The sequence below is a fragment of the Brachybacterium sp. EE-P12 genome (assembly GCF_003711805.1).
Classification (GTDB): Bacteria; Actinomycetota; Actinomycetes; order Actinomycetales; family Dermabacteraceae; genus Brachybacterium.
Window position 1 is genome coordinate 307321 of the sequence record NZ_QXCP01000005.1, and the last position, 24528, is coordinate 331848.

24 protein-coding genes and 1 tRNA gene are annotated in these 24528 nt (G+C 72.7%); 8 read left to right on the forward strand and 17 right to left on the reverse strand.

What is annotated here, in order from left to right:
• Positions 1 to 169: 169 nt before the first annotated feature.
• Positions 170 to 496 carry a DNA primase gene (locus tag D1648_RS08935; RefSeq protein ID WP_122940854.1) on the reverse strand — a complete coding sequence of 109 codons (327 nt, stop codon included), beginning with the start codon at positions 494 to 496 and terminating at the stop codon, positions 170 to 172.
• A 165-nt stretch (positions 497 to 661) separates the two neighbouring features.
• Here D1648_RS08935 and D1648_RS08940 point away from each other — a divergent pair, with 165 nt between their 5' ends.
• Complete coding sequence (locus tag D1648_RS08940; RefSeq protein ID WP_122940856.1) at positions 662 to 940, forward strand: DUF5703 family protein; 279 nt, start codon at positions 662 to 664, stop codon at positions 938 to 940.
• Positions 941 to 1008: 68 nt separating this feature from the next.
• Positions 1009 to 1512, forward strand: coding sequence for a hypothetical protein (locus tag D1648_RS08945; protein ID WP_122940858.1), 504 nt, complete (start codon positions 1009 to 1011; stop codon positions 1510 to 1512).
• A 58-nt stretch (positions 1513 to 1570) separates the two neighbouring features.
• On the opposite strand, the gene D1648_RS08950 is transcribed toward D1648_RS08945, so the two are convergent.
• The 14 genes from D1648_RS08950 to D1648_RS09015 form a co-directional block, all read right to left on the reverse strand.
• Positions 1571 to 2401 (reverse strand): RNA methyltransferase, encoded by an 831-nt coding sequence (locus D1648_RS08950; RefSeq protein WP_122940861.1) that lies wholly within the window; start codon positions 2399 to 2401, stop codon positions 1571 to 1573.
• Positions 2398 to 2865: a tRNA (cytidine(34)-2'-O)-methyltransferase gene (locus D1648_RS08955; RefSeq protein WP_122940863.1), complete on the reverse strand. Its 468-nt coding sequence runs from the start codon at positions 2863 to 2865 to the stop codon at positions 2398 to 2400. Before D1648_RS08955 ends, D1648_RS08950 begins: the two co-directional genes overlap by 4 nt.
• 58 nt (positions 2866 to 2923) lie before the next feature.
• Complete coding sequence (locus D1648_RS08960) at positions 2924 to 4309, reverse strand: GntP family permease (protein WP_164518666.1); 1386 nt, start codon at positions 4307 to 4309, stop codon at positions 2924 to 2926.
• Between the two features lie 222 nt (positions 4310 to 4531).
• Positions 4532 to 4617, reverse strand: a tRNA-Leu gene (locus D1648_RS08965).
• 93 nt (positions 4618 to 4710) lie between these two features.
• Positions 4711 to 5109 (reverse strand): hypothetical protein, encoded by a 399-nt coding sequence (locus tag D1648_RS08970; protein ID WP_122940868.1) that lies wholly within the window; start codon positions 5107 to 5109, stop codon positions 4711 to 4713.
• A 114-nt stretch (positions 5110 to 5223) separates the two neighbouring features.
• Positions 5224 to 6117: a shikimate dehydrogenase gene (locus tag D1648_RS08975; RefSeq protein ID WP_122940870.1), complete on the reverse strand. Its 894-nt coding sequence runs from the start codon at positions 6115 to 6117 to the stop codon at positions 5224 to 5226.
• Positions 6096 to 7283: an endolytic transglycosylase MltG gene (mltG, locus tag D1648_RS08980; RefSeq protein ID WP_122940872.1), complete on the reverse strand. Its 1188-nt coding sequence runs from the start codon at positions 7281 to 7283 to the stop codon at positions 6096 to 6098. The genes D1648_RS08975 and mltG overlap by 22 nt, the downstream gene beginning before the upstream one ends.
• Entirely contained in the window at positions 7280 to 7813 is a 534-nt protein-coding gene (gene ruvX, locus D1648_RS08985) for a Holliday junction resolvase RuvX (protein ID WP_122940874.1), read from the reverse strand. Before ruvX ends, mltG begins: the two co-directional genes overlap by 4 nt.
• A complete protein-coding gene (gene alaS, locus D1648_RS08990) occupies positions 7810 to 10518 on the reverse strand; it encodes an alanine--tRNA ligase (RefSeq protein ID WP_122940877.1) in 2709 nt (902 codons plus the stop codon). The genes ruvX and alaS overlap by 4 nt, the downstream gene beginning before the upstream one ends.
• 154 nt (positions 10519 to 10672) lie before the next feature.
• Positions 10673 to 11299 (reverse strand): 30S ribosomal protein S4, encoded by a 627-nt coding sequence (gene rpsD, locus D1648_RS08995; protein ID WP_122940879.1) that lies wholly within the window; start codon positions 11297 to 11299, stop codon positions 10673 to 10675.
• Positions 11300 to 11431: 132 nt separating this feature from the next.
• On the reverse strand, positions 11432 to 12820 hold the full coding sequence (locus D1648_RS09000) for a replication-associated recombination protein A (protein ID WP_122940881.1): 1389 nt from the start codon (positions 12818 to 12820) through the stop codon (positions 11432 to 11434).
• A 69-nt stretch (positions 12821 to 12889) separates the two neighbouring features.
• The gene (locus tag D1648_RS09005; protein ID WP_164518667.1) at positions 12890 to 13996 is read right to left on the reverse strand and encodes a quinone-dependent dihydroorotate dehydrogenase; all 1107 of its coding nucleotides are present in this window, start codon (positions 13994 to 13996) and stop codon (positions 12890 to 12892) included.
• A 27-nt stretch (positions 13997 to 14023) separates the two neighbouring features.
• Positions 14024 to 14470 carry a hypothetical protein gene (locus tag D1648_RS09010; RefSeq protein ID WP_122940885.1) on the reverse strand — a complete coding sequence of 149 codons (447 nt, stop codon included), beginning with the start codon at positions 14468 to 14470 and terminating at the stop codon, positions 14024 to 14026.
• Positions 14467 to 14832 carry a hypothetical protein gene (locus D1648_RS09015; RefSeq protein ID WP_122940887.1) on the reverse strand — a complete coding sequence of 122 codons (366 nt, stop codon included), beginning with the start codon at positions 14830 to 14832 and terminating at the stop codon, positions 14467 to 14469. Before D1648_RS09015 ends, D1648_RS09010 begins: the two co-directional genes overlap by 4 nt.
• Before the next feature lie 80 nt (positions 14833 to 14912).
• Here D1648_RS09015 and D1648_RS09020 point away from each other — a divergent pair, with 80 nt between their 5' ends.
• The 3 genes from D1648_RS09020 (at position 14913) to sucB (ending at position 19717) form a co-directional block, all read left to right on the forward strand.
• A complete protein-coding gene (locus D1648_RS09020; RefSeq protein WP_122940889.1) occupies positions 14913 to 16394 on the forward strand; it encodes a leucyl aminopeptidase in 1482 nt (493 codons plus the stop codon).
• A gap of 148 nt (positions 16395 to 16542) precedes the next feature.
• Positions 16543 to 17946: a dihydrolipoyl dehydrogenase gene (gene lpdA / locus D1648_RS09025; protein WP_122940891.1), complete on the forward strand. Its 1404-nt coding sequence runs from the start codon at positions 16543 to 16545 to the stop codon at positions 17944 to 17946.
• 22 nt (positions 17947 to 17968) lie between these two features.
• Positions 17969 to 19717 carry a 2-oxoglutarate dehydrogenase, E2 component, dihydrolipoamide succinyltransferase gene (gene sucB, locus D1648_RS09030; RefSeq protein WP_122940893.1) on the forward strand — a complete coding sequence of 583 codons (1749 nt, stop codon included), beginning with the start codon at positions 17969 to 17971 and terminating at the stop codon, positions 19715 to 19717.
• Positions 19718 to 19800: 83 nt separating this feature from the next.
• Here sucB and D1648_RS09035 read toward each other — a convergent pair whose 3' ends face one another.
• Positions 19801 to 21114 carry a hypothetical protein gene (locus D1648_RS09035; RefSeq protein WP_126281978.1) on the reverse strand — a complete coding sequence of 438 codons (1314 nt, stop codon included), beginning with the start codon at positions 21112 to 21114 and terminating at the stop codon, positions 19801 to 19803.
• Positions 21115 to 21195: 81 nt separating this feature from the next.
• Between D1648_RS09035 and lipB the strand changes: the two genes are divergently transcribed.
• The 3 genes from lipB to D1648_RS09050 all read left to right on the forward strand — a co-directional run bounded on the left by lipB (position 21196) and on the right by D1648_RS09050 (position 23772).
• Positions 21196 to 21894, forward strand: coding sequence for a lipoyl(octanoyl) transferase LipB (lipB, locus tag D1648_RS09040; protein WP_122940897.1), 699 nt, complete (start codon positions 21196 to 21198; stop codon positions 21892 to 21894).
• Positions 21895 to 21955: 61 nt separating this feature from the next.
• A complete protein-coding gene (gene lipA / locus D1648_RS09045; protein WP_122940900.1) occupies positions 21956 to 22978 on the forward strand; it encodes a lipoyl synthase in 1023 nt (340 codons plus the stop codon).
• A 32-nt stretch (positions 22979 to 23010) separates the two neighbouring features.
• Positions 23011 to 23772, forward strand: coding sequence for a DUF4191 domain-containing protein (locus D1648_RS09050; protein WP_122940902.1), 762 nt, complete (start codon positions 23011 to 23013; stop codon positions 23770 to 23772).
• Between the two features lie 261 nt (positions 23773 to 24033).
• Here D1648_RS09050 and D1648_RS09055 read toward each other — a convergent pair whose 3' ends face one another.
• Complete coding sequence (locus tag D1648_RS09055; RefSeq protein ID WP_122940904.1) at positions 24034 to 24468, reverse strand: RDD family protein; 435 nt, start codon at positions 24466 to 24468, stop codon at positions 24034 to 24036.
• Between the last annotated feature and the right edge of the window lie 60 nt (positions 24469 to 24528).

Below are 24528 nucleotides of genomic sequence, written 5' to 3' on the forward strand. Positions count from 1 at the left end.
CTCCTGAATGAACTCGTGCTCGAGGTCGTCATGGCGCGGCTCGGCAAGGCGGCCGACGCGCCGGCGGTGACGACCTCGCACAGCGTACGCGGCGCTGGGCGGGTGCCCGGCGCCGCGCGGCGCTGTCAGCGTGAAGGGTGCGTGGAGGTCCTGCGGACGGGACCGGGGCTCAGCGGCCCTGGTCGTCCTCGTCGTCCTCGTAGTCGTCGTCCTCGTCCCCGTAGTCGTCGTCCTCGTCGTCGTCGAAGTCGTCGAGATCGTCGAAGTCGTCGTCCTCGTCGTCGTCCTCGTCGTCCGCGTCGAAGACGATCAGCGGGGTGGCGATGTCGTACGCGTCGAAGAGGGCGTCGTCGTAGGTGTCGAAGGCCGTGGCGAGCTGCTCGGTGGCGGCGTCCAGGGCCGGGTCGTCGTCACCGCGGGAGGCGGCGGCCGCCTCGTAGTGACGCTCGAGGGCGGCGATCAGCGCAGCGAGAGCGGAGCGAGGATCCGTGTTCATGGTTGGACGGTACCCCGTCCGAGGGCACAATGGACAGGGGGAACCGGCCCGCCGAGGACGTGATCGTCCCGCGCTCGCACGGCGCGGCCCCCGGCATCGCCGCGCGAGTGTCCGATCGCACACCGCGGTCGCCCCGTCGCTGGTCATCGCGCTCAGGAGGAACTGTTGATCCGACCCCGCACACCGCTCACCGCCGAGGTCCAGCACGTGAGCGACCCCCGTGGCCGACGCGATCTCCCCGTCGAACGGGGACGGCGGCTGGATGACTACGAGTACCAGATCATCACCGTCCCGCGGGGCAGCTCGATCGGGCAGGTCCGCGCGGAGCTCGCCGAGCAGGCCGAGTACGGGCGCTGGGAGCATGCCCGCACCCGCCTGTACATGGGCGGCGGCAAGAAGGTGTGGATGCGGCGACGGATCATCCGGGTGCAGTCGACGCTGTAGACCGCCGGGCCGTCCACATCCGGGCCCTCCACGACGCATCGGCCTCCCGCGTCTGATGGGATGGGCAGGTGCCCGCGACGTCCCCGCTCCTGCTCCTCGTGCTGCTGGTGGTGTACCTGCCGCCCGCGGCGGTGCTCGCCTGGCACGACGGCCGCTCCCATCGCCTCCCGAACCGCTGGGTGGCGGGGCTGAGCGGCGCAGTGGTGCTGGCGCTCGCGGTCCTCGCGCTCCTGGCCCCCACCCTGCGCCCGGCGCTGTGGACCGCGGCGGCGCTCGCCCTCGTGCTCGGTGCAGGGGCCCTCGCGGTCGGGCTCGCCGCGCCCTCGCTGCTGGGGATGGGCGATGCGAAGACGGTGCCCGTCGTCGTGCTGATGTCGGCGTCGCTCGGCGGGGAGGTGCTCATCGCGGGCCTGCTGGGCGCGGCGCTGCTGGCCGGCCTGCTCGGTGCGGCGGTCATGCTCGTCTCCCGGCGCGCCGGGGTGCGCTTCGCCGTCGGCCCCGTGCTGCTCGCGGCCCCGTTCCTGGGGCTGCTCGGGGCGCCGCTGGTCGCCTCCGCCCTCGGCACCGCCTGACCTGCCGGCGGCTCATGCCGGTGCCGCTCCGTTCGAGGCTCGCGCCGGCCCCGCCCCCTCAGCGGCCGCGGCGACGCTGCCGGGAGACCTCGTAGAGGGCGAGGGAGCCGGCCACCGACGCGTTCAGCGAGGAGGCGCTGCCTCCCATGGGGATCTCGGCGACGACGTCGCAGGCCTCCCGCCAGCCCGCGCTCATCCCGACGGTCTCGTTGCCGACGACGAGCAGGGTCGGTCCGGTCAGATCGACGTCGGCGAGCTCGTGCCCGCCCGCCTCGTCCAGACCGATCACTGTCCACGGCTCCCCTGCGGCGCGGCGGCCGCAGAGCCATTCCAGCACCTCCCGGTGGGAGGGCAGGCGCAGCACGGGGACCGCGAAGACGGAGCCGGTGCTCGCCCGGATCGCGGCAGGGTCCCAGGGATCCGCGGCGTGCCCGGTCACGACGAGCCCCGCCCCGCCGAGGGCATCGACCGAGCGGGCCAGGGAGCCGATGTTCCCGGGGCTCGTCGGCCGGTCGAAGACGACCACGACCGACGCCGGCGCCGGGGCGAGCCGGGAGGGATCGTCGGCGGGAACGGCCGCGACGACGAGCAGCTCCGGGACGCCGTCCTCCCTCTCCCCCAGCTCGGCCATCAGCTCGGGCGCGAGATGGACCACCGGCGCCGGCGGTGATTCGAGCAGCTCCCGCGCCCAGCGCGAGGGGTCATCGCGACCGTCGGCGAGCAGGGCACGGATCTCGTGGCCGTGGGCGATCGCCTGGGTGATCGGGCGGACGCCCTGGACGATCATCTCGCCGCTGCGGGTGCGCTTGGTGCGGTTGGTCAGCAGGGCCTGCCACTGCTGGAACCGGGCGTTGCGCCGTTCGATGCGCTGCGGGACGCGGCGGGTCATGCCCCGGCCCCGTCGTAGCCGAGCTGGCGCCACGCCTCGTAGACGGCGATCGAGACCGCGTTGGCGAGGTTCAGGGAGCGGCGCGCCGGGAGCATCGGGATCCGGACCCGGGAGGTGATGCGCGGATGCTCCATGACCTCCTCGGGCAGGCCGGTCGGCTCGGTGCCGAACAGCAGGACGTCCTCGCGGCGGTAGTCGACCTCGCCGAGGGTGGTCTCGGTGCGGGCCGTGAACGCGAAGACCCGCGCTCCGGGCACGGCGGCCAGTGCATGCTCGAGATCGGGATGGATGCTCACCTCGGCGAGGTCGTGGTAGTCCAGCCCCGCTCGCCGAAGCTTCGCGTCCTCGAGGTCGAAGCCGAGGGGCTCGATGAGGTGCAGGCGGGCACCGGTCACGGCGGCCAGCCGGATGGCGTTGCCGGTGTTGCCCGCGATCGCGGGCTCGTGGAGGAAGACGTGGACCATGCGGAGGATTCTTCCACGCGGGCCGGGGCCGCTCGCGCCGGCCTGCGCGAGAGCAGCCTCAGAACACCAGGAACAGCGCGCCGGCGATGAGGAAGCCGATCACGGACTCGAGGGTCTGCTGCACGGTCCAGGTGCGCAGGGTGGTGGCGACGTCCATGTTCAGCAGCCGGCCCACCAGCCAGAAGCCGGAGTCGTTCACGTGCGAGGCGAACACCGAGCCCGCGGCGGTCGCGACCGTGATCGCGGCGATCTGTCCCGGACTGTAGCCGGCGGCGGCGACGGCCGGGGCCATGAGGCCTGCGGCGGTGACCAGCGCGACCGTGGCGGAGCCCTGGGCCAGGCGCATCACCACGGCGATGACGTAGGCGGCCAGGATGAGCGGCAGGCCGAGGTCGCCGAGGACGTCGGAGAGCGCGTCGCCGATCCCGGAGGTGCGCAGCACCCCGCCGAACATGCCGCCCGCGCCGGTGATCAGCACGACCGAGCAGATCGGGCCGAGGGAGGAGTCCACGATCTTCTCCAGGGCGGTGCCGTGCTCGCCGCGCCGGAAGCCAAGCACCACGAGGGCCACGAGCACGGAGATCAGCAGCGCGACGGCGGAGGTGCCGAGGGTGGACAGCACCCCGTACCAGGTCGCGGTCTCGTCGACGGAGCCGGCGGCGCGCAGGAAGTCCAGTCCGGTGTTCAGGAAGATCAGCACCATCGGCAGCAGCAGCACCGCGATGACCGTGCCGACCTTCGGCGGGTTCGCGACGGGCTCGTCGCTGCCGCCGCCGAAGACCCCGCCGACCTGGGCGAGGGTGAAGGGGAACTTCCTCGCCGTGACCCGGCCCCACAGCACGCCGGTGAGATAGAAGGTCGGCACGGCGCACACCAGGCCGATGAGCAGCACCATGCCGAGGTTCGCGCCGTAGAGCTCGGTCGCGGTGACGGGGCCGGGATGCGGGGGCACGAAGACGTGCATCGCGGAGAAGGCGACGGCGGAGGGCATCGCGTACAGCAGAACGGGCCCGCCCAGCCTGGCGGCGACCGCGAAGACGATCGGCAGCATCACCACGAGCCCCGCGTCGAAGAACATGGGGAAGCCCATGAGCAGGGAGGCGATGCCGAGGGCCAGGGGGGCGCGCTTCTCGCCGAAGACCCGGATCATCGTCTCGGCGAGCACGGTCGCGCCGCCGGAGTTCTCGATGAGCTTGCCGAGCATCGCGCCGAGGCCCACGAGCAGGGCGACGCTGGCGAGGGTGCCGCCGAAGCCGTCCAGCAGGACGTCGACGATGTCGCCGGAGGGGATGCCGGTGGCGAAGGCCGTCAGGAGGCTGACCAGCACGAGGGTGAGGAAGGCGTGCAGCTTGAAGCGGATGACGAGCACGAGGATGAGGGCGATGGCGCCGGCCGCGATCGCGAGGAGGGGCGCGGCTCCGAGTGTCTGGGACCAGCCGTCGATCTCCATGGGGGATCTCCTGGGGTGGAAGGGAGGCGGGCAGCGGCCCGCCGTGGAGGGGTCGGGGCGGTGCGTCCGACGCTTCTGCTGCGGGTCCGACTCGTCGCCCTCAGGCCATCCTCGCAGGCACACGGGAGGAACGGGGCGCGCCGCGGCCCGGACGTGCGGCGGCGGGCATGCGAGAAGGCCCCGACTCGTGGAACGAACCGAGGCCTTCTCCTGCGGTGTCCGAGGGGGGACTTGAACCCCCACGCCCTAAAGCGGGCACTAGCACCTCAAGCTAGCGCGTCTACCAATTCCGCCACCCGGACAGGTGATCGTCATGCTGACAGGGAAGACAGTAGCACGCGCTCGGGGTCAGGACGCACCCGAAACCGCCTCTGCCAGCATGGACGTGAAGACAATCACGCCGAGGCGCGGACGCTGCCGCGGTCCATCACGCCGCGCAGCAGGGCAACGACCGCGTCGATCCGTGCGGGGAGGTCGGTGGGGGCCGCGTCGGGCAGTCGGGCGGCGAGGTCCTGGAGGGCGGCGGCGGCGAGCACGGTCATGGTCGGATCGGGGTCGACGAGTGCGGCGGGCTCCCAGCGGGCCATCTCCTCGAGCAGTCCGGCGAGCTCGGCGGAGGCCCCGTGACGACCGTGGACCAGCAGATCGGCGCGGGCGCGGGTGGCCAGCGCGGTGCAGCGACGCAGCGAGGCGGTCGTGAGATCCGGGCCGATCAGCGCGGCGGGCTCCGTGGGCGGGATCGCGATGTCCGACGCCGTCGTCCCGTCGCTCGCTCCGTCGTGCTGCAGCTCCATGCCGACCGTCCCCTCCTGCTCGTGCCGGGGTCCGGGCGGTCCCCTGCGACACCGAGCACTTTACCCGGGCTTTACCTGAGGGGACAAGGGACATCCGGCCCGGACGCGGACCGCTCAGCGAGCGGCGACGCGGCGGGAGAGCTCGGTCCGGGCGGCCTCGAGCATGACCGCGACGGGAGCGGACGGGACGCGCAGCATCGAGCGCACCTGCATGTCCGCCTGGTGGGCGAGCATCTCCAGTCCGTCGGCGACCTCTCCGCCGGCTCGCTGGACGATATCCGCGACGGGGGCGGGCCACGGGTCGTACAGGACGTCCAGGAGCACTCCCGGTCGCGGCAGGTGCTCCTCCCCTCTGGCCATCCACCGCGCGGCGACGTCCCGCGCGCCCGCGACGGCCAGCGCGCTCACGACCGCGTCGGCCTCGAGGGTCTCGTGGTGGCGGTCCCAGGGGATGACGAGCGTCTCGGCCCCGGCCCCGGCGGCGAGCTCGCTCAGCGGGGCGAGCTTCTCGGGGCTGCGGGCGCTCAGCAGCACGGTGCGCGCCCCGAGGGAGAGCAGGGCCGCCAGGGCGCTGAGCGCCGTCGCGCCCGAGCCGAGGACGGCTCCCGCCGTGATCGAGTCCGCGCCGTGGTCCCTCAGGCTCGCGGCGATGCCGTGCACGTCGTGGTTCTCCGCGCGCCAGCCGCCGCCCTCGCGGCGCAGGAGCGTGTTGGCCACGCCGAGCTGCCGGGAGACGGCGTCATGCTCGTCGGCGAGGGCGAAGGCCTCGGGCTTGCCCGGCATGGTGACGCTCAGCCCCTGCAGCTGCCGACCGATCCCCCGGGCGAGGAAGTCCTCGAGCCGCCCGGCCATGACCTCGTGGCGCTCGTACCGGGCGTCGGCGATGCCGAGCGCGCGATAGGCGGCGCTGTGCAGGACCGGGGAGAGGGAGTGCTCGACGGGCGAGCCGATCACCGCGAAGCGTCGCAGCCCCTCCTGCCCGGCGGTCACTCCTTGTCGGCGGCCCATGCCTGCCACTCCGCGACGTTCTCCTCGTGCTCGGCCCAGGTGGCCGCGAACTCTGTCTCCCCGGTGTCGGTGTTGACCGAGACGAAGTACAGCCAGTCCCCCTCCGGCGGAGCGGCCGCCGCATCCAGCGCGGCGGACCCGGGTGCCGAGATCGGGCCGGGCGGGAGCCCCTCGTGGAGGTAGGTGTTGTACGGGCTCTTGGTCGCGCGCTCCTCGTCCGTCGTCCCGACGCTCGCGGACTTGCCGGTCACGTAGTGCACGGTCGAGTCGAACTGGAGCTTCATCGGGGAGCCCTTCGCCTCGCCCGTGCCCTCGAGGCGGTTGTGGATCGTGCGGACCACCTTCCCGTAGTCCTCGGCGTTGCGCACCTCCATCTCCGCGAGGGAGGCGTAGGTGAGGGTGGTGTGCCACTCGTCCTCGGGGATCTCCCGCGCGGTGAGCTGCTCCTCCATCCGCCCCCACATCATCGCGATGACGTCCTCGGCGCTCTGGTCCTCGAGGATGTCGTAGCGACCCGGCCAGAGGTAGCCCTCGAGGCTCTTCGCCTCGTTCTCGGGGATCCCGTAGGAGGTGTAGTCCTTCGCGGCGGCCTCGAAGTCCTCGACCGGGATGCCGGTCTCCTCGGCCAGCAGGTCCCAGATCTGGGTCAGGCGCAGGCCCTCGGGGACGATCACGCGATGGCCGGCGAGGTTCTCGGGGTCCATGAGCATGGTCAGCGCGTCGGCGGAGGTCATCTCCTGCTTCAGCCGGTACACCCCGGGCTCGATCTTCGCGGCCTCCTTCGTGGAGGAGAAGAGCGTGACGAACGGGGCGGAGGTCTTGATCACGCCCTCGTCCACGAGGGTCTCGGCGATGTCGGAGCCGGTATCGCCCTCCCCCACCTCGACGAGCGCCTCGCCGCTTCCCGGGCCCTCGAACTCCGCGGCCTCCTGCTCGACGCTGATGTTCGAGGTGACCCAGCGGTAGCCCTGGTAGCCGCCGACGCCGAGGCCCGCGAGCACGGCGATCACGAGCAGCACGGGCAGGACGGCGCGGAAGAACCCGCCTCGGCGACGGCGCGGCTCGCCGCGGTGCCCGCCGCGACGTCGGCCGCGGCCCTCGTGCCCGTGCTCGGCGCTGTCCTGGGACTCGGCGAGCTCGTCGAAGGAGAGGTCCTCGTCGTTCATCGCTCCTCCTCCGTCCGGTCCTGCTCCGCCGGGTGGTGCGGGGCCTCGACGAGCTCCCCGCCGCGCCGCCCGCTGGACCTCTCGAGGTCCAGGGCCTGCTGCAGGATCATCACCGCGGCGACCTGGTCCACGACCTGGCGGTGGCGGCGTCCCTTGCGGCCCGAGCTGTGCAGCGCCCTGTGTGCGGAGACGGTGGTGAGCCGCTCGTCGATCAGGCGGACCTCGGTCTGCGGCGACGGCGTCTCCAGCAGCGTCGCGAGCTCCGCGGCGAACGCGCGTGCCTTCTCCGCGGCCGCCCCCTCGGCCCCGCTCAGGGACCGCGGGAGCCCGACCATGATGACATGGGCCTCGAGCTCGAGCGCCTCCTCGAGGACACGGCGCGCCGCCGTGTCGCGCCCGAGGGTCTCGACGGGGGTGGCGATGAGGCCGTCGAGATCGCTGCGGGCGAGGCCCACGCGGACGTCGCCGACGTCGACGCCGAGCCTCACCCCGCGCGGCAGGCCGGGCTGCTCGTCGACGGGACCGCTCATGCGGTCCGCGCCTCCTCGATCGCGCCGCGCACCGCGCCGAGCGCCTCGCCGATGCGCGCGGGCTCGCCGCCGCCGCCCTGGGCGAGATCGGGCTTGCCGCCCCCGCGGCCGCCCATCGCCTCCGCACCCGCGCGCAGGAGAGCGCCGGCCGCGAGGCCGAGGTCGCGCGCCCCCGCGCTGGTGGCGATCACGAGGGCGGCCCGGCCGCTCTCGTGGCCCGCGACGGCGACCACGACCGGGGCGTCCTCGCCGAGGCGCGCCCGCAGGTCGGTGGCGAGGGTGCGCAGGTCGCCGGCGGCGACGCCCTCGCCGGCGTCGTGCAGCAGGACCCGCACGCCGTGGAGGTCCTGCGCGGTCTCGACGAGCCGGCCCGCCTCGGCCTGGAGCTGCTGCCCGCGCAGGGTCGCGAGCTGCTTCTCCATGTCCTTCATCCGCTGGGTGAGGGACCGGACCCGCTCGGGCAGCTCCTCGGCGGAGCCGACCTTCAACAGCTCGGAGAGCTGGGAGACGAGGGCGTGGGCCTTGGCCTGGTGGCGGTAGGCGGACAGCCCCACGAGCGCGTCGACGCGGCGCACGCCGGAGCCGATCGAGGCCTCGCCCATGAGCTGGACGGAGCCGATCGCGCCGGTGCTGCCGACGTGGGTGCCGCCGCACAGCTCCCGGGACCAGTCCCCACCGATCGAGACGACACGGACGATGTCTCCGTACTTCTCGCCGAACAGGGCCTGCGCCCCGAGGGCCTTCGCCTCGTCGATCGGCATCTGCTGGTCGGTGACGGTCAGCTCGTCCTGCAGCAGCGTGTTGACCCGTCCCTCGACCTGCTCGAGGACGGACTTCGGCACGGCCTGTCCGTAGCGGAAGTCGAAGCGCATCCGGCCCGGGGAGTTCTCGGAGCCGGCCTGGGTGGCGCCGTCCCCGAGCTCCTCGCGCAGGGACTGGTGGACCATGTGGGTCGCGGTGTGGGCGCGGGCGATCGCGCCGCGCCGCACCGGGTCGATGGTCGCGATCGCGCCGGCGCCGGGGGCGATCTCGCCCTCGACCAGACGGCCGCGGTGCACGATCAGGCCGCGCACGGGCTTCTGCACGTCGTCGACCTCGACGAGGCCGCCGCCGGTCAGCGCGATCGAGCCCTGGTCGGCGAGCTGACCGCCGGCCTCCGCGTAGAAGGGGGTGGAGGCGAGCACGACCTCGACCTGCGCGGGCGCGTGCACCGCGTCGACCAGCGCTCCCTCCACGAGGACGGACTCGACGGTCGTGGAGACCGTGTCCTCCGTGTAGCCGAGGAAGGGCACCTCGCCGCCCCGCTCGGTGAGGAGGCGGTTGTACAGGGCGGTGTCGGTGTGGCCGGTCTTCTTCGCGGCCGCATCCGCGCGGGCGCGCTCGCGCTGCTCCTGCATCGCGGAGCGGAAGGCGTCCTCGTCGACCTGGAGCCCGACCTCGGAGGCCATCTCCATGGTGAGGTCGATGGGGAAGCCGTATGTGTCGTGGAGCTTGAAGGCCTCGTCGCCGGGCAGCACCTTGCCGCCGTCGGCCGCGGCGGAGCGCGCGACCTGGTCGAAGATCGCGGTGCCCGTCTCGAGAGTGCGGCGGAACGCCTCCTCCTCGGCGTAGACGATCTCGGCGATGCGGGGGAAGTCCGCCTCGAGCTCCGGGTAGGACTCGGCCATGAGGTCCTTGGAGAGGGGCAGCAGGTGGGGCATCGAGGGATCGCTGTGGCCCAGCAGGCGCATCGAGCGCACGGCGCGGCGGATCAGGCGGCGCAGCACGTAGCCGCGGCCCTCGTTGCCGGGGCGCACTCCGTCGCCGACGAGCATCAGGGCGCTGCGCACGTGGTCGCCGATGATCCGCAGATGGACGTCGTCCTCGCCGTCGGCGCCGTAGCGGCGGCCGGAGAGCTCCTGGGCCTTCTCGATGACGGGGAAGATCTGGTCGATCTCGTACATGTTGTTCTTGCCCTGCAGCAGGTAGGCGAGGCGCTCCACGCCGAGACCGGTGTCGATCGCCTTCTGGTCGAGCTCGCCGAGCAGCTCGTAGTCCTTGCCCTTGCCGGGCCCGCGCAGGAACTGGTCGAACACGAGGTTCCAGATCTCGATGTAGCGGTCCTCGGCCCGCGGATCGCCCGGCCACTCGTCGTGCCGGCCGCCCGTCGCCTCGGGGCCGAACTCGGGGCCGCGGTCGTAGTGCCACTCCCCCGTCGACCCCGCCGGGCCGGGCTGGCCGGTGTCCCAGGCGCTCTCCGCCCAGGGCAGGCGCACGATGCGCTCGTCGGGCAGGCCGATGACGCTGCGGAGATGCTCGTAGGACTCCTCGTCCTCCTCCCACACCGTGATCCACAGCCGCGCGGGATCGAGCCCGAATCCGCCCTCGTCCTGCGAGCCGGTCAGCAGCTCCCAGGAGAAGTCGATCGCGCCCTTCTTGAAGTAGTCGCCGAAGGAGAAGTTCCCGGCCATCTGGAAGAAGGTGCCGTGCCGGGTGGTGCGGCCGACGTTCTCGATGTCGTTGGTGCGGATGCACTTCTGCACGCTCACCGCGCGATCGTAGGGGGCCTTCTCGGAGCCCACGATGTACGGGATGAACGGGACCATGCCGGCGATCGTGAAGAGGATCGACGGGTCGCGGGAGACCAGCGAGGCGCTGGGCACGACCTCGTGCGCCTTCTTCTCGAAGTGGGCGAGGAAGCGCCGGTGGATCTCGGAGGTGCGCATGGGGTCGAGGAGTCCTTCCTGGGGCCGCGTCGGCGGCGCGGCGAGGGTGCGGGGGACGGGCGGCCGCGTCAGGGCCGTCCCTGCGGACACGAAGGCCCCGGTCAGGGTACCGGAGTACACCCGCCGGGGCCTGTCGCGCCGCGGAGAGGGGAGGTCAGCGCGCGTAGTACTCGACGACCATCTGGACGTCGACCGTGACGGGGACCTCGGCGCGCTTGGGGCGCGAGACGAGCTGGGCCTTCAGCTCGGGCAGCTCGACGGAGAGGTAGGAGGGGACCGACGCGAGCACGTCGGAGTTCCCGCCCTCGGCGGCGATCTGGAACGTCTCCATGGCCTGCGACTTGGGCTTGACCTGGATGGTCTGGCCGGGCTTGACGCGGAAGGAGGGGCGGTCCACCAGCTGGCCGTCGACCAGGATGTGGCGGTGCACGACGGCCTGGCGGGCCTGCAGGATGGTGCGGGCGAAGCCGGCGCGCAGGACGAGCGCGTCCAGGCGCATCTCCAGCAGCTCGACCATGCTCTCGCCGGTCAGGCCGGACTCCTTGCGGGCGTCCAGGTAGGCGCGGTGCATCTGCTTCTCGCGGAGGGCGTACTGCGCGCGCAGACGCTGCTTCTCCTTGAGGCGGACCGCGTAGTCGGACTCGGTGCGGCGGCGGGCACGACCGTGCTCGCCCGGGGGGTACGGGCGCTTCTCGAAGTACTTGACGGACTTCGGGGTCAGCGGGAGCCCGAGAGCTCGGGACAGGCGCGCCTGGCGGCGCGCGCGGGTGACGTTGGTCACGAGGTATACCTCTTGTTCGCGTGTGGTGAATCCAGTCTTGCAGCCGCGGATTCAGCGTCCGAGCCTACCGCAGGCTCCGCGGCCGGTCCACGTCCGACGGGCCTGGTCACACCTCCGTCGCTGTGGAGTGCCTCACCCGCTCGTGCCGGGCGGCGGCGGGGCGGAGTCGAGGATGCGCCGCAGCGCCTCGACGCGGCGGGCGGTGACCTCCTCGTGGCCGTGGCCCTTCGGATGGTAGTAGCGGGTGCCGACGAGGTCGTCGGGCGCGTACTGCTGGGCGACGACGGCGTGCGGGGCGTCGTGCGCATACCGGTACTCGACGCCGTGGCCGAGGCTCTTCGCCCCGGAATAGTGGGCGTCGCGGAGGTGGGCGGGCACGCCCTGGCCGCGTCCGGCCCGCACGTCGGCGATCGCGGCGTCCAGCGCCTTGTAGGCGGCGTTCGACTTCGGGGCGGTGGCGATGTGCACGACCGCCTGGGCGAGCGGGATCCGCCCCTCGGGCATGCCGAGCATCTGCACGGCCTGCATGGCGGAGACCGCGACCTGCAGCGCTGCGGGGTCGGCCATCCCCACCTCCTCGCTCGCGGCGATCACGACGCGCCTGGCGATGAAGCGCGGGTCCTCCCCCGCCTCGATCATGCGGGCGAGGTAGTGCAGGGAGGCGTCGACGTCGCTGCCCCGCATCGACTTGATGAAGGCGCTGGTGACGTCGTAGTGCTGGTCCCCGGCGCGGTCGTAGCGCACAGCGGCGCGGTTGACGGCCTGGGAGAGGGTGGCGGCGTCGATCTCCTCGGACTTCTTCATCAGCGCCGCCGCAGCGGCCGCCTCGAGCGAGGTGAGGATCTTGCGGGCGTCTCCCCCGCCGAGGCGGAGCAGGGCCTCGCGAGCGTCGTCGGAGAGGGTCACGGCGCCGTCGAGGCCGCGCTCGTCGGCGAGGGCGCGGTCCACGAGGGTGTCGAGGTCCTCGCGGGCCAGCGGCTCGAGGGTGAGCACGATGGAGCGCGACAGCAGCGGGGAGATCACGGAGAAGTGGGGGTTCTCGGTGGTCGCGGCGACGAGGGTGACCCACCGGTTCTCGACGCTGGGCAGCAGCGCGTCCTGCTGGGACTTCGAGAAGCGGTGCACCTCGTCGACGAAGAGGACGGTCTCTCGGCCGACGGTCCGCAGCCGGGAGCGGGCCTGGTCGACCACGTCACGGATGTCCTTGACCCCGGCGAGCACCGCGGAGACCTCGACGAACTCGCGGTCCCCGGACTTCGCGACGACATAGGCGAGGGTGGTCTTGCCGGTCCCGGGCGGCCCCCAGAGGATCACCGAGCTGGGCGCTGTGCGGGAGTCGTCGGTCGAGACCAGCCGGCGCAGCGGGCTGCCGGGCTCGAGCGCGGCGTGCTGGCCGACGATCTCCTCGAGGGTGCGCGGCCGCATCCGCACCGCGAGCGGGGCGCGGTGGTCGATGTTGCGGTCCGACAGCGTGCGCGGCGCGGGCGCATCACCGCCCAGCGAGAAGAGGTCCTCGTCCATCCCTCCAGGGTAGGCCCGGTGCCCGACCTCCGGTGCACGGTGCCCTCGGCTGCGTCCGCGCGGCGGGACTCAGCGGCGCAGCGCCCGCGCGATCCGGCCGGGCCAGGAGGGGCCCTCGTAGATGAAGGCGGTGTAGCCCTGGACGAGATCGGCGCCCGCATCGAGCCGCTCGCGGACGTCCTCGGCGGTGGTCACGCCGCCGCAGCTGATGATCACGGCCTCCTCCCCGAGCTCGGCGCGCAGCAGACGCAGCATCTCCAGGGATCGCGCGGCCAGGGGTGGGCCCGAGAGGCCGCCGGCTCCGATCCGCTCGATCACGGCGCGGTCGGTGCGCAGCGTCTCTGGCCGGGCGATCGTGGTGTTCGCGGCGATGACGCCGGCGAGTCCGACCTCGCTCGCGAGCTGCGCGACGGCGCGCACGTCCTCGTCATGGAGGTCGGGGGCGATCTTCACGAGCACCGGCACCTCGCGGCGCAGCCGCGTCGCGGCCTTCCGCGCCTCGTCGACCACGGCCTCGAGGATCGGGCGGAGCATCTCGACGCCCTGGAGGTCGCGCAGCCCCGGGGTGTTCGGGCTGGAGACGTTGATCGCGAGATAGGAGGCGTAGCGGGCCAGGAGGCCGGCGGAGAAGCGGTAGTCCTCGGCGGCGTCCTCGAGGGCCGTGGTCTTGGACTTGCCGATGTTCACCCCGATCACCGCGCGCTGGCCGCGCTCGGTGCGGCGCGCCGTCGCGAGCCGGTGGGCGAGGGCCTGCGCGCCGTGGTTGTTGAAGCCCATGCGGTTGATGAGCGAGCGGTCCTCGAGCAGGCGGAACGAGCGCGGCCGGGGGTTGCCGGGCTGCGCCTTCGCGGTGACGGTGCCGACCTCGACGTGGCCGAAGCCGAGATCCAGCAGCGCCAGCGGCAGCTCGCCGTCCTTGTCGAGCCCGGCGGCGAGGCCGAGCGGCGAGCTGTGGCGGGCGCCGAGCACGAGGCGGCCGGTGCCGTGGTCCCGGGTCGGATCCGGGGTGGCGGTGACGAGGCGGAACAGCTGCGCGGCTCCCGGCACGGCGTGCGCGAGCGACAGCGCCCGCAGCGTGAGCACGTGCGCGCGTTCGGGATCGAGACGGGCCAGCACGTGACGGAACAGGGCGTCGTAGGCGCCCCGGCGGGCGGCGGTGTCGGTGGTCACGGGCAGTACGGTACGCGGTCGGAGCCCGAGCCCTCAGGCCGACGGTCCCTTCCGGCCGCCGAGCAGCATGTAGACCAGGGCCAGGACCGGCAGGACGAGGGGCACGTAGCCGTAGCCCTGGCCGAACACGCTCCACACGGTCGCCTCGGGGAACAGCGCCGGGTCCACGACGGTCAGCGTGCCGACCACGAGCACGCCGAGCAGCTCGAGCACGACCAGCGCACGCGCCACCGCGGAGCGGCGACCGCCGCGCACGAGCGCGACCGTCACGGCGATGTACGTCGCCGCGGCGACGAGCGAGAGGGAGTAGGCCACCGGGGCGTGGTCGAACTTGGTCAGCACCTGCACGAGGCTGCGCGCGGTGGCGGAGAGCGCGAAGATCGCGTAGACGATGATCAGCACGGTCTCGAGGCCTCGTCCGCGGCGCGGCTCGCGGGCGGCGCGAGAGGCGGGGACGTCGTCGGTGCGTGGTGCGGTCATGCGAAGCCTCCCGGCCAGATCTGGTGGACGCGCATCAGGAGGACGAGCGTGACGGCGCAGACCACCGCGATCACGACGCTCCCCCAGCGGGTGCGCTCGAACGCCCCGACCCAGCCGCCGCCGACGACCATCACCAGCGCGGTGAGCAGATAGCCGTAGAGCACGACCCGGTCGGGCGCCGGCCCGGCGGAGGCGAGGTCCTTCGCCCCGAGGGCGATGCCGAGCACGAGCCAGCCGAGCGCCGTGACCAGGCATGCGCCCAGCAGCACGAGGTCGGCGCTCAGATCGCGCACCGCGTAGTACACCGCGAGCACGGCCGTCAGGCCGCCCAGCACGCCGACCACGATGCTCACCGCGCTCATCGTCCCCTGCTCTCCTCGGCCTGCCGGCGCTGCTCCACGGGCCGCCGACCGGTGTCGGGGCCGGGACCTACGATAGGCCCATGCCGATTCTGGAACTCACCGCTGACACACCCGCGGACGTCGTCGCCGACGTCCTCGTCCTCCCCCTGGTCGCCGGCGCGGGCGAGGCCCCCGCCTCCGTCCCGGGCTCCCCCGAGATCTCCGAGGCCGTCGCCGGCCTCGCCCCCTCGGCCGCGCGCGGCGACCTGCACCGCATCCCCTCCGCCGGCCTCGCCGCCGCGACGTCCCTGCTGCTGGTGGGCGTGGGTGAGGAGGATCTCGCCGAGGTCTCCGCCGAGGATCTCCGCCTCGCCTTCGGCGCCGCGACCCGCTCCCTCGCCGGGATCTCCCGCGCCGCGCTCGCCCTCCCGTCGGCCGAGGACGCCCAGCGCACCGCCGCCCTCGAGGGCGCCGCGCTCGGCGCCTACGCCTTCACCGCCCACAAGACCGGCAGCGGCTCCTCCGCCCCGAAGCCGGCTCTGGGCGAGATCGTCCTGCTCGCCGGCGAGGCCGGCGTCCCCGCCCTCGAGCCCGCGCTCGAGCGCGCCCGGGTGCTCGCGCAGTCCGTGGACGTCGTGCGCGATCTCGTGAACACCCCGCCGAACCTCCTGCCCCCGGCGGAGTTCGCCCGACGCGCCGAGGAGCTCGCCGCGGAGCTGCCGATCACGGTGACCGTCCTGGACGAGCAGGAGCTGGCCGCCGGCGGATACGGCGGGATCGTCGGCGTCGGCCAGGGCTCCGCCCGTCCGCCGCGCCTGGTGCGCCTCGAGTACGCGCCCGAGGGTGCGACCGCCTCCGTCTCCCTCGTCGGCAAGGGCATCACCTTCGACACCGGCGGCATCTCGCTGAAGCCCGCCCCCGGCATGGACGACATGACCTCCGACATGGCCGGCGCCGCGACCGTGCTCGGCGCGACGCTCGGCGCCGCGCACCTCGGCCTGCCGCTGAAGGTCACCACCTTCCTCGCCCTCGCGGAGAACATGCCCGGCGGCGGCGCGCAGCGCCCCGGAGACGTGGTCACGATGCGCGACGGCACCACCGTCGAGGTGCTCAACACCGATGCGGAGGGACGCATGGTCATGGCCGACGCGCTCGTCGACGCGGTCGCGACCGAGCCGGACCTCGTCATGGACGTCGCGACGCTCACCGGCGCGGCGGTCGTCGCGCTCGGCAAGCGGACCGCCGGCGTGATGGGCACCGAGACCGGCCGGTCGGCCGTGCTCGAGGCGGCCGAGCGCTCGGGCGAGCCGTTCTGGCCGCTGCCCTTCCCGCAGGAGCTGCGTGCCGATCTCACCGGCCGGGTCGCGGACCTGCGCAACATCGGAGAGCGTCCCGGCGGGGCGCTCTCCGCCGGCATCTTCCTGCGGGAGTTCGTGGGCTCGACCGAGTGGGCTCACCTCGACATCGCCGGCCCCGCCTTCGCGAGCGGACCGCTGGGCTACATGGGCAAGGGTGCGACCGGGATGAGCGTGCGCACCGTCCTGCAGGTCCTCGAGGATCGCGCGGCGGCCGCGCAGGCGTGATGCTCGCCGCATCGACGTACTGAGCCTTCAGCGCAACGGGGCCGCTCCGCGCCGCCTGGTGCCCTAGCATGGGACACGCAGGCGGCGCGGTCGGCCATCCAGGTCCGCACCGGTCGCGGAACATCCCAAGACACCGAGGAGCACACAGGTGGCGGACACAACCACTGACCAGTTCGACGTCGTGATCCTGGGAGGTGGCAGCGGCGGCTATGCGGCCGCGCTGCGCGGAGCCCAGCTCGGCCAGAAGATCGCCCTCGTGGAGAAGGACAAGCTCGGCGGCACCTGCCTGCACCGCGGCTGCGTCCCGACGAAGGCCCTGCTCCACGTCGGGGAGCTCGCCGACGCGCCCTCCGAGGCGGCCGCCGCCGGCGTGGACCTCACCCTCAACGGCATCGACGCCACCAAGGTGCTCGGCTTCAAGGACAAGATCATCGGGCGCCTGCACAAGGGCCTCCAGGGCCTGGTGAAGTCCCGCAAGATTGAGTACGTCGAGGGCTTCGGCACGCTGACCGGGAAGAACACCGTCTCGGTCGAGACCGCCTCCGGCACCCGCACCCTGACCGGCGCGAACATCATCCTCGCCTCGGGCTCCTACTCCAAGACCCTCCCCGGCATCGACCTGGGCGGCCGCTTCCTCGACTCCGAGGCGGCGCTGCAGCTGCCCGAGCTGCCGAAGAACCCGATCATCCTCGGCGGCGGTGTGATCGGCGTCGAGTTCGCCTCGGTGTGGAAGTCGCTCGGCGCGGAGTCCGTGACGATCGTGGAGGGCCTGCCCCACCTGGTCGCCAACGAGGACGAGGCGATCTCGAAGGCCCTCGAGCGGGCCTACAAGAAGCGCGGCATCGCCTTCTCCCTGGGCGTCTTCACCGAGAAGGCCGAGCAGACCGAGGACGGCGTCAAGGTCACGCTCGCCGACGGCAAGGTCTTCGAGGGCGACTACCTCCTGGTCGCCGTGGGCCGCGGGCCGAACACCTCCGGCCTCGGCTACGAGGAGCAGGGGATCGAGATGGACCGCGGCTTCGTGCTCGCGAACAAGGAGACCCTCGAGACCAACGTCCCCGGCGTCTACGCCGTCGGCGACATCGTCCCGGGCCTGCAGCTCGCCCACCGCGGCTTCGCCCAGGGCATCTACGTCGCCGAGCGGATCGCGGGCCTGAACCCGGCGCCGATCGTCGAGTCCGGCATCGAGCGCATCACCTACTGCGAGCCCGAGGTGGGCTCCGTGGGCCTGACCGAGAAGCAGGCCAAGGAGCAGCTGGGCGAGGACGCCGTGGAGGCCTACGAGTACAACCTCGGCGGCAACGGCAAGTCCCAGATCCTCGGCACGACCGGCTTCATCAAGCTGGTGCGCGAGAAGGACGGCCCGATCATCGGCGTCCACATGATCGGCACCCGCACCTCGGAGCTGATGGGCGAGGCCCTGCTCATCGTCAACTGGGAGGCCTATCCCGAGGACGTCGCCTCCCTCATCCACGGCCACCCCTCGCAGCACGAGGCCATGGGCGAGGCGGCCCTCGCCCTCGCCGGCAAGCCGCTGCACGCCCACGCCTGAGCTTTCCCAGGAGGAGAACCCCATGTCTGAAACCGTGAAGATGCCGGCACTCGGCGAGTCCGTCACCGAGGGCACCGTCACCCGCTGGCTCAAGGCCGTCGGCGAGACCGTCGAGGTCGACGAGCCGCTGCTCGAGGTCTCGACCGACAAGGTCGACACCGAGATCCCCTCGCCCGTCGCGGGCACCATCGAGAAGATCCTGGTCGAGGAGGACGAGGACGCCGAGGTCGGCGCCGACCTCGTCGTCATCGGCGACGGCTCCGGCAGCGCCGACGCCGGTTCCGACGACTCCGGCGCCGAGGCGCCTGCTGCGGAGGAGCAGGGCGAGGACCTCGCCTCCGACGAGACCGTCGCGCCGTCCACCGAGCAGGAGGAGCCCGCCGGGGAGAGCGAGCAGACCGCCGAGACCTCCGGCGACTCCGCCGAGGGCCAGGAGGTGACGATGCCGGCGCTCGGAGAGTCCGTCACCGAGGGCACCGTCACCCGCTGGATCAAGGCCGTCGGCGAGACCGTCGAGGTCGACGAGCCGCTGCTCGAGGTCTCGACCGACAAGGTCGACACCGAGATCCCCTCGCCCGTCGCGGGCACCGTGCTCGAGATCCGCGTCCAGGAGGACGAGGACGCCGAGGTCGGCTCCGTGCTGGCGATCGTCGGCTCCGGCGACGCCGCGGCGCCCGAGGCCGCCGAGCCCGCCGCTCCGGCCCCGAAGGCCGAGGAGAAGCCCGCCGAGGCCCCGAAGCAGGAGGCCCCCGAGAGCGAGGCTCCGAAGCAGGAGGCCCCGAAGTCCGCTCCCGCCCCGTCCGCTCCCGCGCCGCAGGCCGCGGACTCGGTCTCCGGGGCGGAGTCCTCCGGCTACGTGACCCCGCTGGTGCGGAAGATGGCCGCCGAGGCCGGTGTGGACCTGTCCACCGTGAAGGGCTCGGGCCTGGGCGGTCGGATCCGCAAGCAGGACGTGCAGCAGGCGATCGACGCGCAGAAGGCCCAGGCCGCTCCCGCCGCCGCTGCGGCACCGGCTGCGTCCGCTCCTGCCGCGCCGAAGGTGGAGGTCTCCTCGCTGCGCGGCACCGAGCAGAAGATGCCCCGCATCCGCAAGGTCATCGGCCAGCGGATGATGGAGTCCCTCCACGAGATGGCGCAGCTGACCACCGCGGTCGAGGTCGACGTGACCCGCATCGCGAAGCTGCGCGCGAAGGCGAAGGACGAGTTCGCGGCACGCGAGGGCGCCAAGCTCACCTTCCTGCCCTTCCTGATGATGGCCGCGATCGAGGGTCTGAAGACCTACCCGCAGCTGAACTCCACCATCGACGGCGACAAGATCGTCTACCACGGCTCCGAGAACATCGGCATGGCCGCGGACACCGAGCGCGGTCTCGTGGTGCCGGTGATCAAGAACGCGGGCGACCTGAACCTCGCGGGCCTCGCCCGTCAGATCGGTGACCTCGGCGTGCGTGCCAAGAGCAACAAGCTCGTGCCCGACGATCTCTCCGGGGCGACCTTCACCATCACGAACACCGGCTCGGGCGGCGCGCTCTGGGACACCCCGATCGTGCCCGCTCCGCAGGTGGGCATCCTCGGCACCGGCACGATCACGAAGCGTCCGGCCGTGGTGCAGAACGCCGAGGGTGACGACACCATCGCGATCCGCTCGATGATGTACCTGTTCCTCTCCTACGACCACCGCATGGTCGACGGCGGCGACGCCGCGCGCTTCCTCACCTTCATGAAGAAGCGTCTCGAGGAGGGGGCGTTCGAGGGCGAGCTCGGCCTCTGACCCGTCGCCTGCGCTCGGCCCGCTGCTGAGCATCCGGCGAAGGCCCCGGCACCGTCCCCTCGGTGCCGGGGCCTTGCGCAGTCTCACACGGCGGTGACCTCCTGGATGCGCCAGCGGTCCCCGTCCCACACCAGGGAGAGCTCCACGCTCGCGCGTTCTCCGGCCACGGTCTGCTCCGCGGCCCCGGTGCCGGTGACGACCTCGGCGTCCTCGCTCGAGGTGTGCACGCGCAGCACGGCACGGCCCTCGGCGTCGGGCGCCTGGAGGAGCTCCGCCTCGTGCACGACGGGGCCTCCGCCGCGGACCTCGAGACCTCGATAGGCCGTGCGGATGCGCTCGTCCTCCTCCTCGGCACTCCCGCCGTCGGCGGCGACGGGGAGATCGGAGACGCCGGTGAGATAGGCGTGGCGCGCCCCGGCGAGCTCTGCGGCCAGCGTCCAGGGGTCCTCGATCCGCGGGGCGGCAGAGCCGTTCGACCCGTCGACGGATCCGTCCTGCCCGCCGCCGGCATCTGTCCGGCCGTCCGCGGGGGCGGTCGCGGCCGCGGAGCTGCCCGGCGCGAGGGGCGCTCCGGGCAGGGTGAGCGCGAGTCCCGCACCGAGGCCGAGGGCGAGCACCACGGCGCCGCTCAGCAGCGCGGTGCGACGGTGACGGGGCTCGGCCAGCACCGAGACGACGGTCGATGCCGCGACTCGTGCTCGGGAGGGGACGCCGCCGGTCATCAGGGGCTGCCCCTCGTCCGCGGCGCGGCCCTCCGTGCGCGCCCGCCGCAGCCGCGGGACGGGCAGCGGAGCGCGCTCAGCGGCCGGCGCCGGCTCCGCCCGAGGTGCAGGTTCCGCGAACGGTGCCGTCCCGGCTCCGGTGCCCGGCAGGGCGTGGACGCGGCGGCGCAGGGTCCGCTCCTCGTCCTCGAGCACCGAGTCGATCCAGTGCAGGTCGGCGCTGCGCGCGCCGAGCCCCTCCTCACGGCGCAGCCCGCTGAGGTCGAGGACGACCACCCGGCCGTCGGCGCGCACCCCGAGACCCCGCCCCCGGGGTGCGCCGAGCACCCAGCCGCGCTCGTGCAGCGCGGCGACGAGGTCCTCGAGGTCCTCGCGCGCACGGGCCTGGGCGAGCCTCTCCCCCGTCGCCGGGGAGGCCGCTCCGGCAGCGCGCCTGCCCTTGCGCCGTGCGAGCTCCGGAGCGGTCTCGCGGACGTAGCCGTCCTCCTCGATCCCCAGCACGTCGGGGGCGGCGGTGATCCCCGCGACCTCGAGGGAGGCGAGCAGCTGCATCTCGGCGGTCACCGCGTGCTGTCCCTCGGAGCCCCGCCAGCGCACGCGCACCGCGTCCTCGCGACCGTTCTGCCCGTGCCGTTCCTCCGTGCGCCCGGAGGCGCTGTGCTCTCCCGCATCCATGCCCGCAGTGAACCCCATCCCCGTGCGGCAGCCGCCTGGTCATCCACAACGTGCAGGTCGGGAAGGGAGTAGCCTGAGCAGATGCTCGATGTGATCCGTCTCGGCCTCAGCGAGCCGCTCCCCGACGAGGACCGGCACGCGCAGTTCGGGCTCCCCCCGGGACCGGTCGAGTACCGGGCCGCGTGGGACCTCCAGCGTCGCCTGCACGCCGAGGTCGTCGCGGGCGAGCGGCCGGACACCCTGCTGCTGCTCGAGCACCAGAGCGTGTACACGGCGGGGAAGCTCACCGCCGAGCACGAGCGTCCGCGGGACGGCGCCGAGGTGGTCGACATCGACCGGGGCGGGAAGATCACCTGGCACGGACCGCAGCAGCTCGTCGGATACCCGCTCGTGAAGCTCCCGATCCCGATCGACGTGGTCGGGTTCGTGCGCGCCCTCGAGCACGCGATCATCGACGTGTGCGCGGGGCTCGGCGTCGACACCGTCCCGATCGAGGGACGCAGCGGGGTCTGGGTCGCGCCCGAGGGCGAGGAGGCGCGGAAGGTCTGCGCGATCGGCCTGCGCGTCTCGAAGCGCACGACCATGCACGGCTTCGCGCTGAACTGCGCCAACGACCTCTCCTGGGCCCAGAACGTGATCCCGTGCGGGATCGACGACGCAGGAGTGACCAGCCTGAGCCGCGAGCTCGGCCGGCGCGTCCCGGTCGCCGAGCTGCTCGACCCCGTCACCGAGGCGATGGTCGACCTGGTGGCGCACCGCACCTCCGCGCGGGCGGTGTGAGCGCCGCACGAGCAGGAGGGGTCGATAGACTCCTAGGACGTCGAGACGAGGAGGCAACACGGTGACTATCGCTGCCGAAGGCCGCCGTATGCTGCGCGTGGAGGCCCGCAACGCGGAGGTCCCCATCGAGCGCAAGCCGGAGTGGATCAAGACCCGTGCGGTGATGGGTCCCGAGTACACGGCGATGAAGCAACGTGTCCACGGCCAGGGCCTGCACACCGTCTGCGAGGAAGCCGGCTGCCCGAACATCTTCGAGTGCTGGGAGGACCGCGAGGCGACCTTCCTCATCGGCGGCGACACCTGCACCCGTCGCTGCGACTTCTGCAACATCGCCACGGGCAAGCCGATGCCGGTGGACCCGATGGAGCCGTTCAAGGTCGCGAAGTCCGTCAAGGAGATGGGGCTGCGCTACTCGACCATCACCGGCGTCGCCCGCGACGACCTCGAGGACGGGGCGGCGGGCCTGTTCGCCCGCACGTGCCGACAGATCCATGCGATGAACCCGGGCACCGGCGTCGAGCTGCTGATCGACGACATCAAGGGTCGCGGCGAGCACCTGCAGCAGGTGTTCGAGGCGGAGCCCGAGGTGTTCGCGCACAACCTCGAGACCGTGCCCCGCATCTTCAAGCAGATCCGCCCGGCCTTCCGCTACGAGCGCTCCCTCGACGTGATCACGATGGGCAAGGACGCCGGGATGATCACGAAGTCGAACCTGATCCTGGGCATGGGCGAGACCGACGAGGAGATCCTCGACTCGATGCAGCGCCTGCACGACGCGGGCTGCGACATCCTCACGATCACCCAGTACATGCGGCCCTCGAAGCTGCACCATCCGATCGACCGCTGGGTCAAGCCCCAGCAGTTCGTCGAGCTGTCGGAGGCCGCCTCCGAGATGGGCTTCCTCGCGGTGATGGCCGGGCCGATGGTCCGCTCCTCCTACCGCGCCGGGAAGCTCTGGGCGCAGGCCATGCGCAAGCTCGGCCGCGAGATCCCGGAGAACCTCCGCCACCTCGACTCCGATCAGCCCGCCCGTCAGGAAGCTGCGAGCGTCGTCGCCCGCACCCAGCAGGCCGCTGCGAGCTGACGCTCCGCCGGCCCCGAGAGGACACATCCCCCATGGCTCGCACGTCCGAGACCACGTCCGCGAAGGACGCCACGACGAAGAAGCGCGGCAAGCGCAACGCCGACGGCACGAAGAAGCCCGGGCGTCTGAAGCAGATGCTCGAGGTCTACAAGTACACGCAGGAGGTCGACCGCTCGACCCTCCCGATGATGCTCGTCGCCGTCGTCGGCGCGATCGTCGTCGGCGTGCTGCTGACGCTGCTGATCTTCGGCAGCCCCTGGTACGGCATCTTCATGGGTCTGGCCGTGGGCGTGCTCATCGCGATGATGATCCTGGCGCGCAAGGCGGAACGTGCTGCCTTCGGGCGGATCAAGGGACAGACGGGCGCCGCGCTCGCGGCGATGCAGTCGATCCGCCGCGGCTGGAACGTCGAGGAGGAGCCGGTCCAGATCGATCCGCGCAGCCAGAAGATGCTCTTCCGCGCCTCGGGCCGCGCGGGCATCGCGATCGTCGCCGAGGACTCCTCCGGCATCTCCATGAAGCTGCTGGAGAAGGAGCGCCGCAGCATCCGTCGCGTGCTCCAGCACGACAACGTGCCCGTCCACCAGATCGTCGTCGGCGACGGCGACGGCGAGGTGCCGCTGCACAAGCTGCCCTCGTACATGCAGCGGATGAAGAAGCAGCTGACCAAGCAGGAGGCCGCCGCGGTGAGCAAGCGCCTGACGGCGCTGCACCGCTCGCTGCGCCAGCAGGTCCCCAAGGGCGTGGATCCGATGCGCGCCCGTCCGAACCGCAAGGCGATGCGCGGCCGCTGAGCCCGTCCGCGCGCCTCTCGTGCACGCCCCTTCCGCTCCAGCGGGAGGGGCGTCGTCGTCGGCGCTCCCCCGCGACGCGGCCGACGCGCACCGTCGCCCCGGCGCCGTGACCTTTCCGTGACCTGCGTGATCTTTTCGTGACCTTTGTCGTCAGTGCAGGTCAGGAGCGTGCAAGCGAGCGCTCGGTGGGGCGACGGGGTGCAGGCCTGCGGGCATCGGGACGCCCCTCCGGCCCGGGGCGGAGGGGCGTCCTGGAGCGGCTCAGAAGGAGACGACGGCGGTGCCCGCGGCGGCGTCGTGCAGGGGCTGGCCGTCCCGGTTCCAGACCACCGCCGGGAGCACCAGGAGCATCAGCGCGGTGCGCACCGCGGCGCGCAGCAGCATGGGGCTGCGCCCGCTGACCGACAGCACCCGCACGCGCAGCACGAACTGACCGGGCGTCGCCCCGAAAAGCGTCAGGAACAGCACGTTCAGCACTGCGAAGAGCACCAGGTCCGCCAGCGGCTGCCCGCCCAGCAGCAGCCCGGACAGCACCACGCACAGCACCCAGTCGATGAGCAGCGAGAGCGGGCGGCGCCAGAACGGGGCGACCGCTCCGCTGCCCTCGGCGGGCAGCCCCAGAGCGGAGCCCTTGATGTAGTCGGCCTCTCCCGGCGGGCCCTCCATCCAGGAGCCGAGGTCCTTGCGATCGATCACGGCAGGAGCCTACGCGGGCGTGCTGGGAACCCTCGGCCCCGGCCGTCGGGTCGGCGCCGC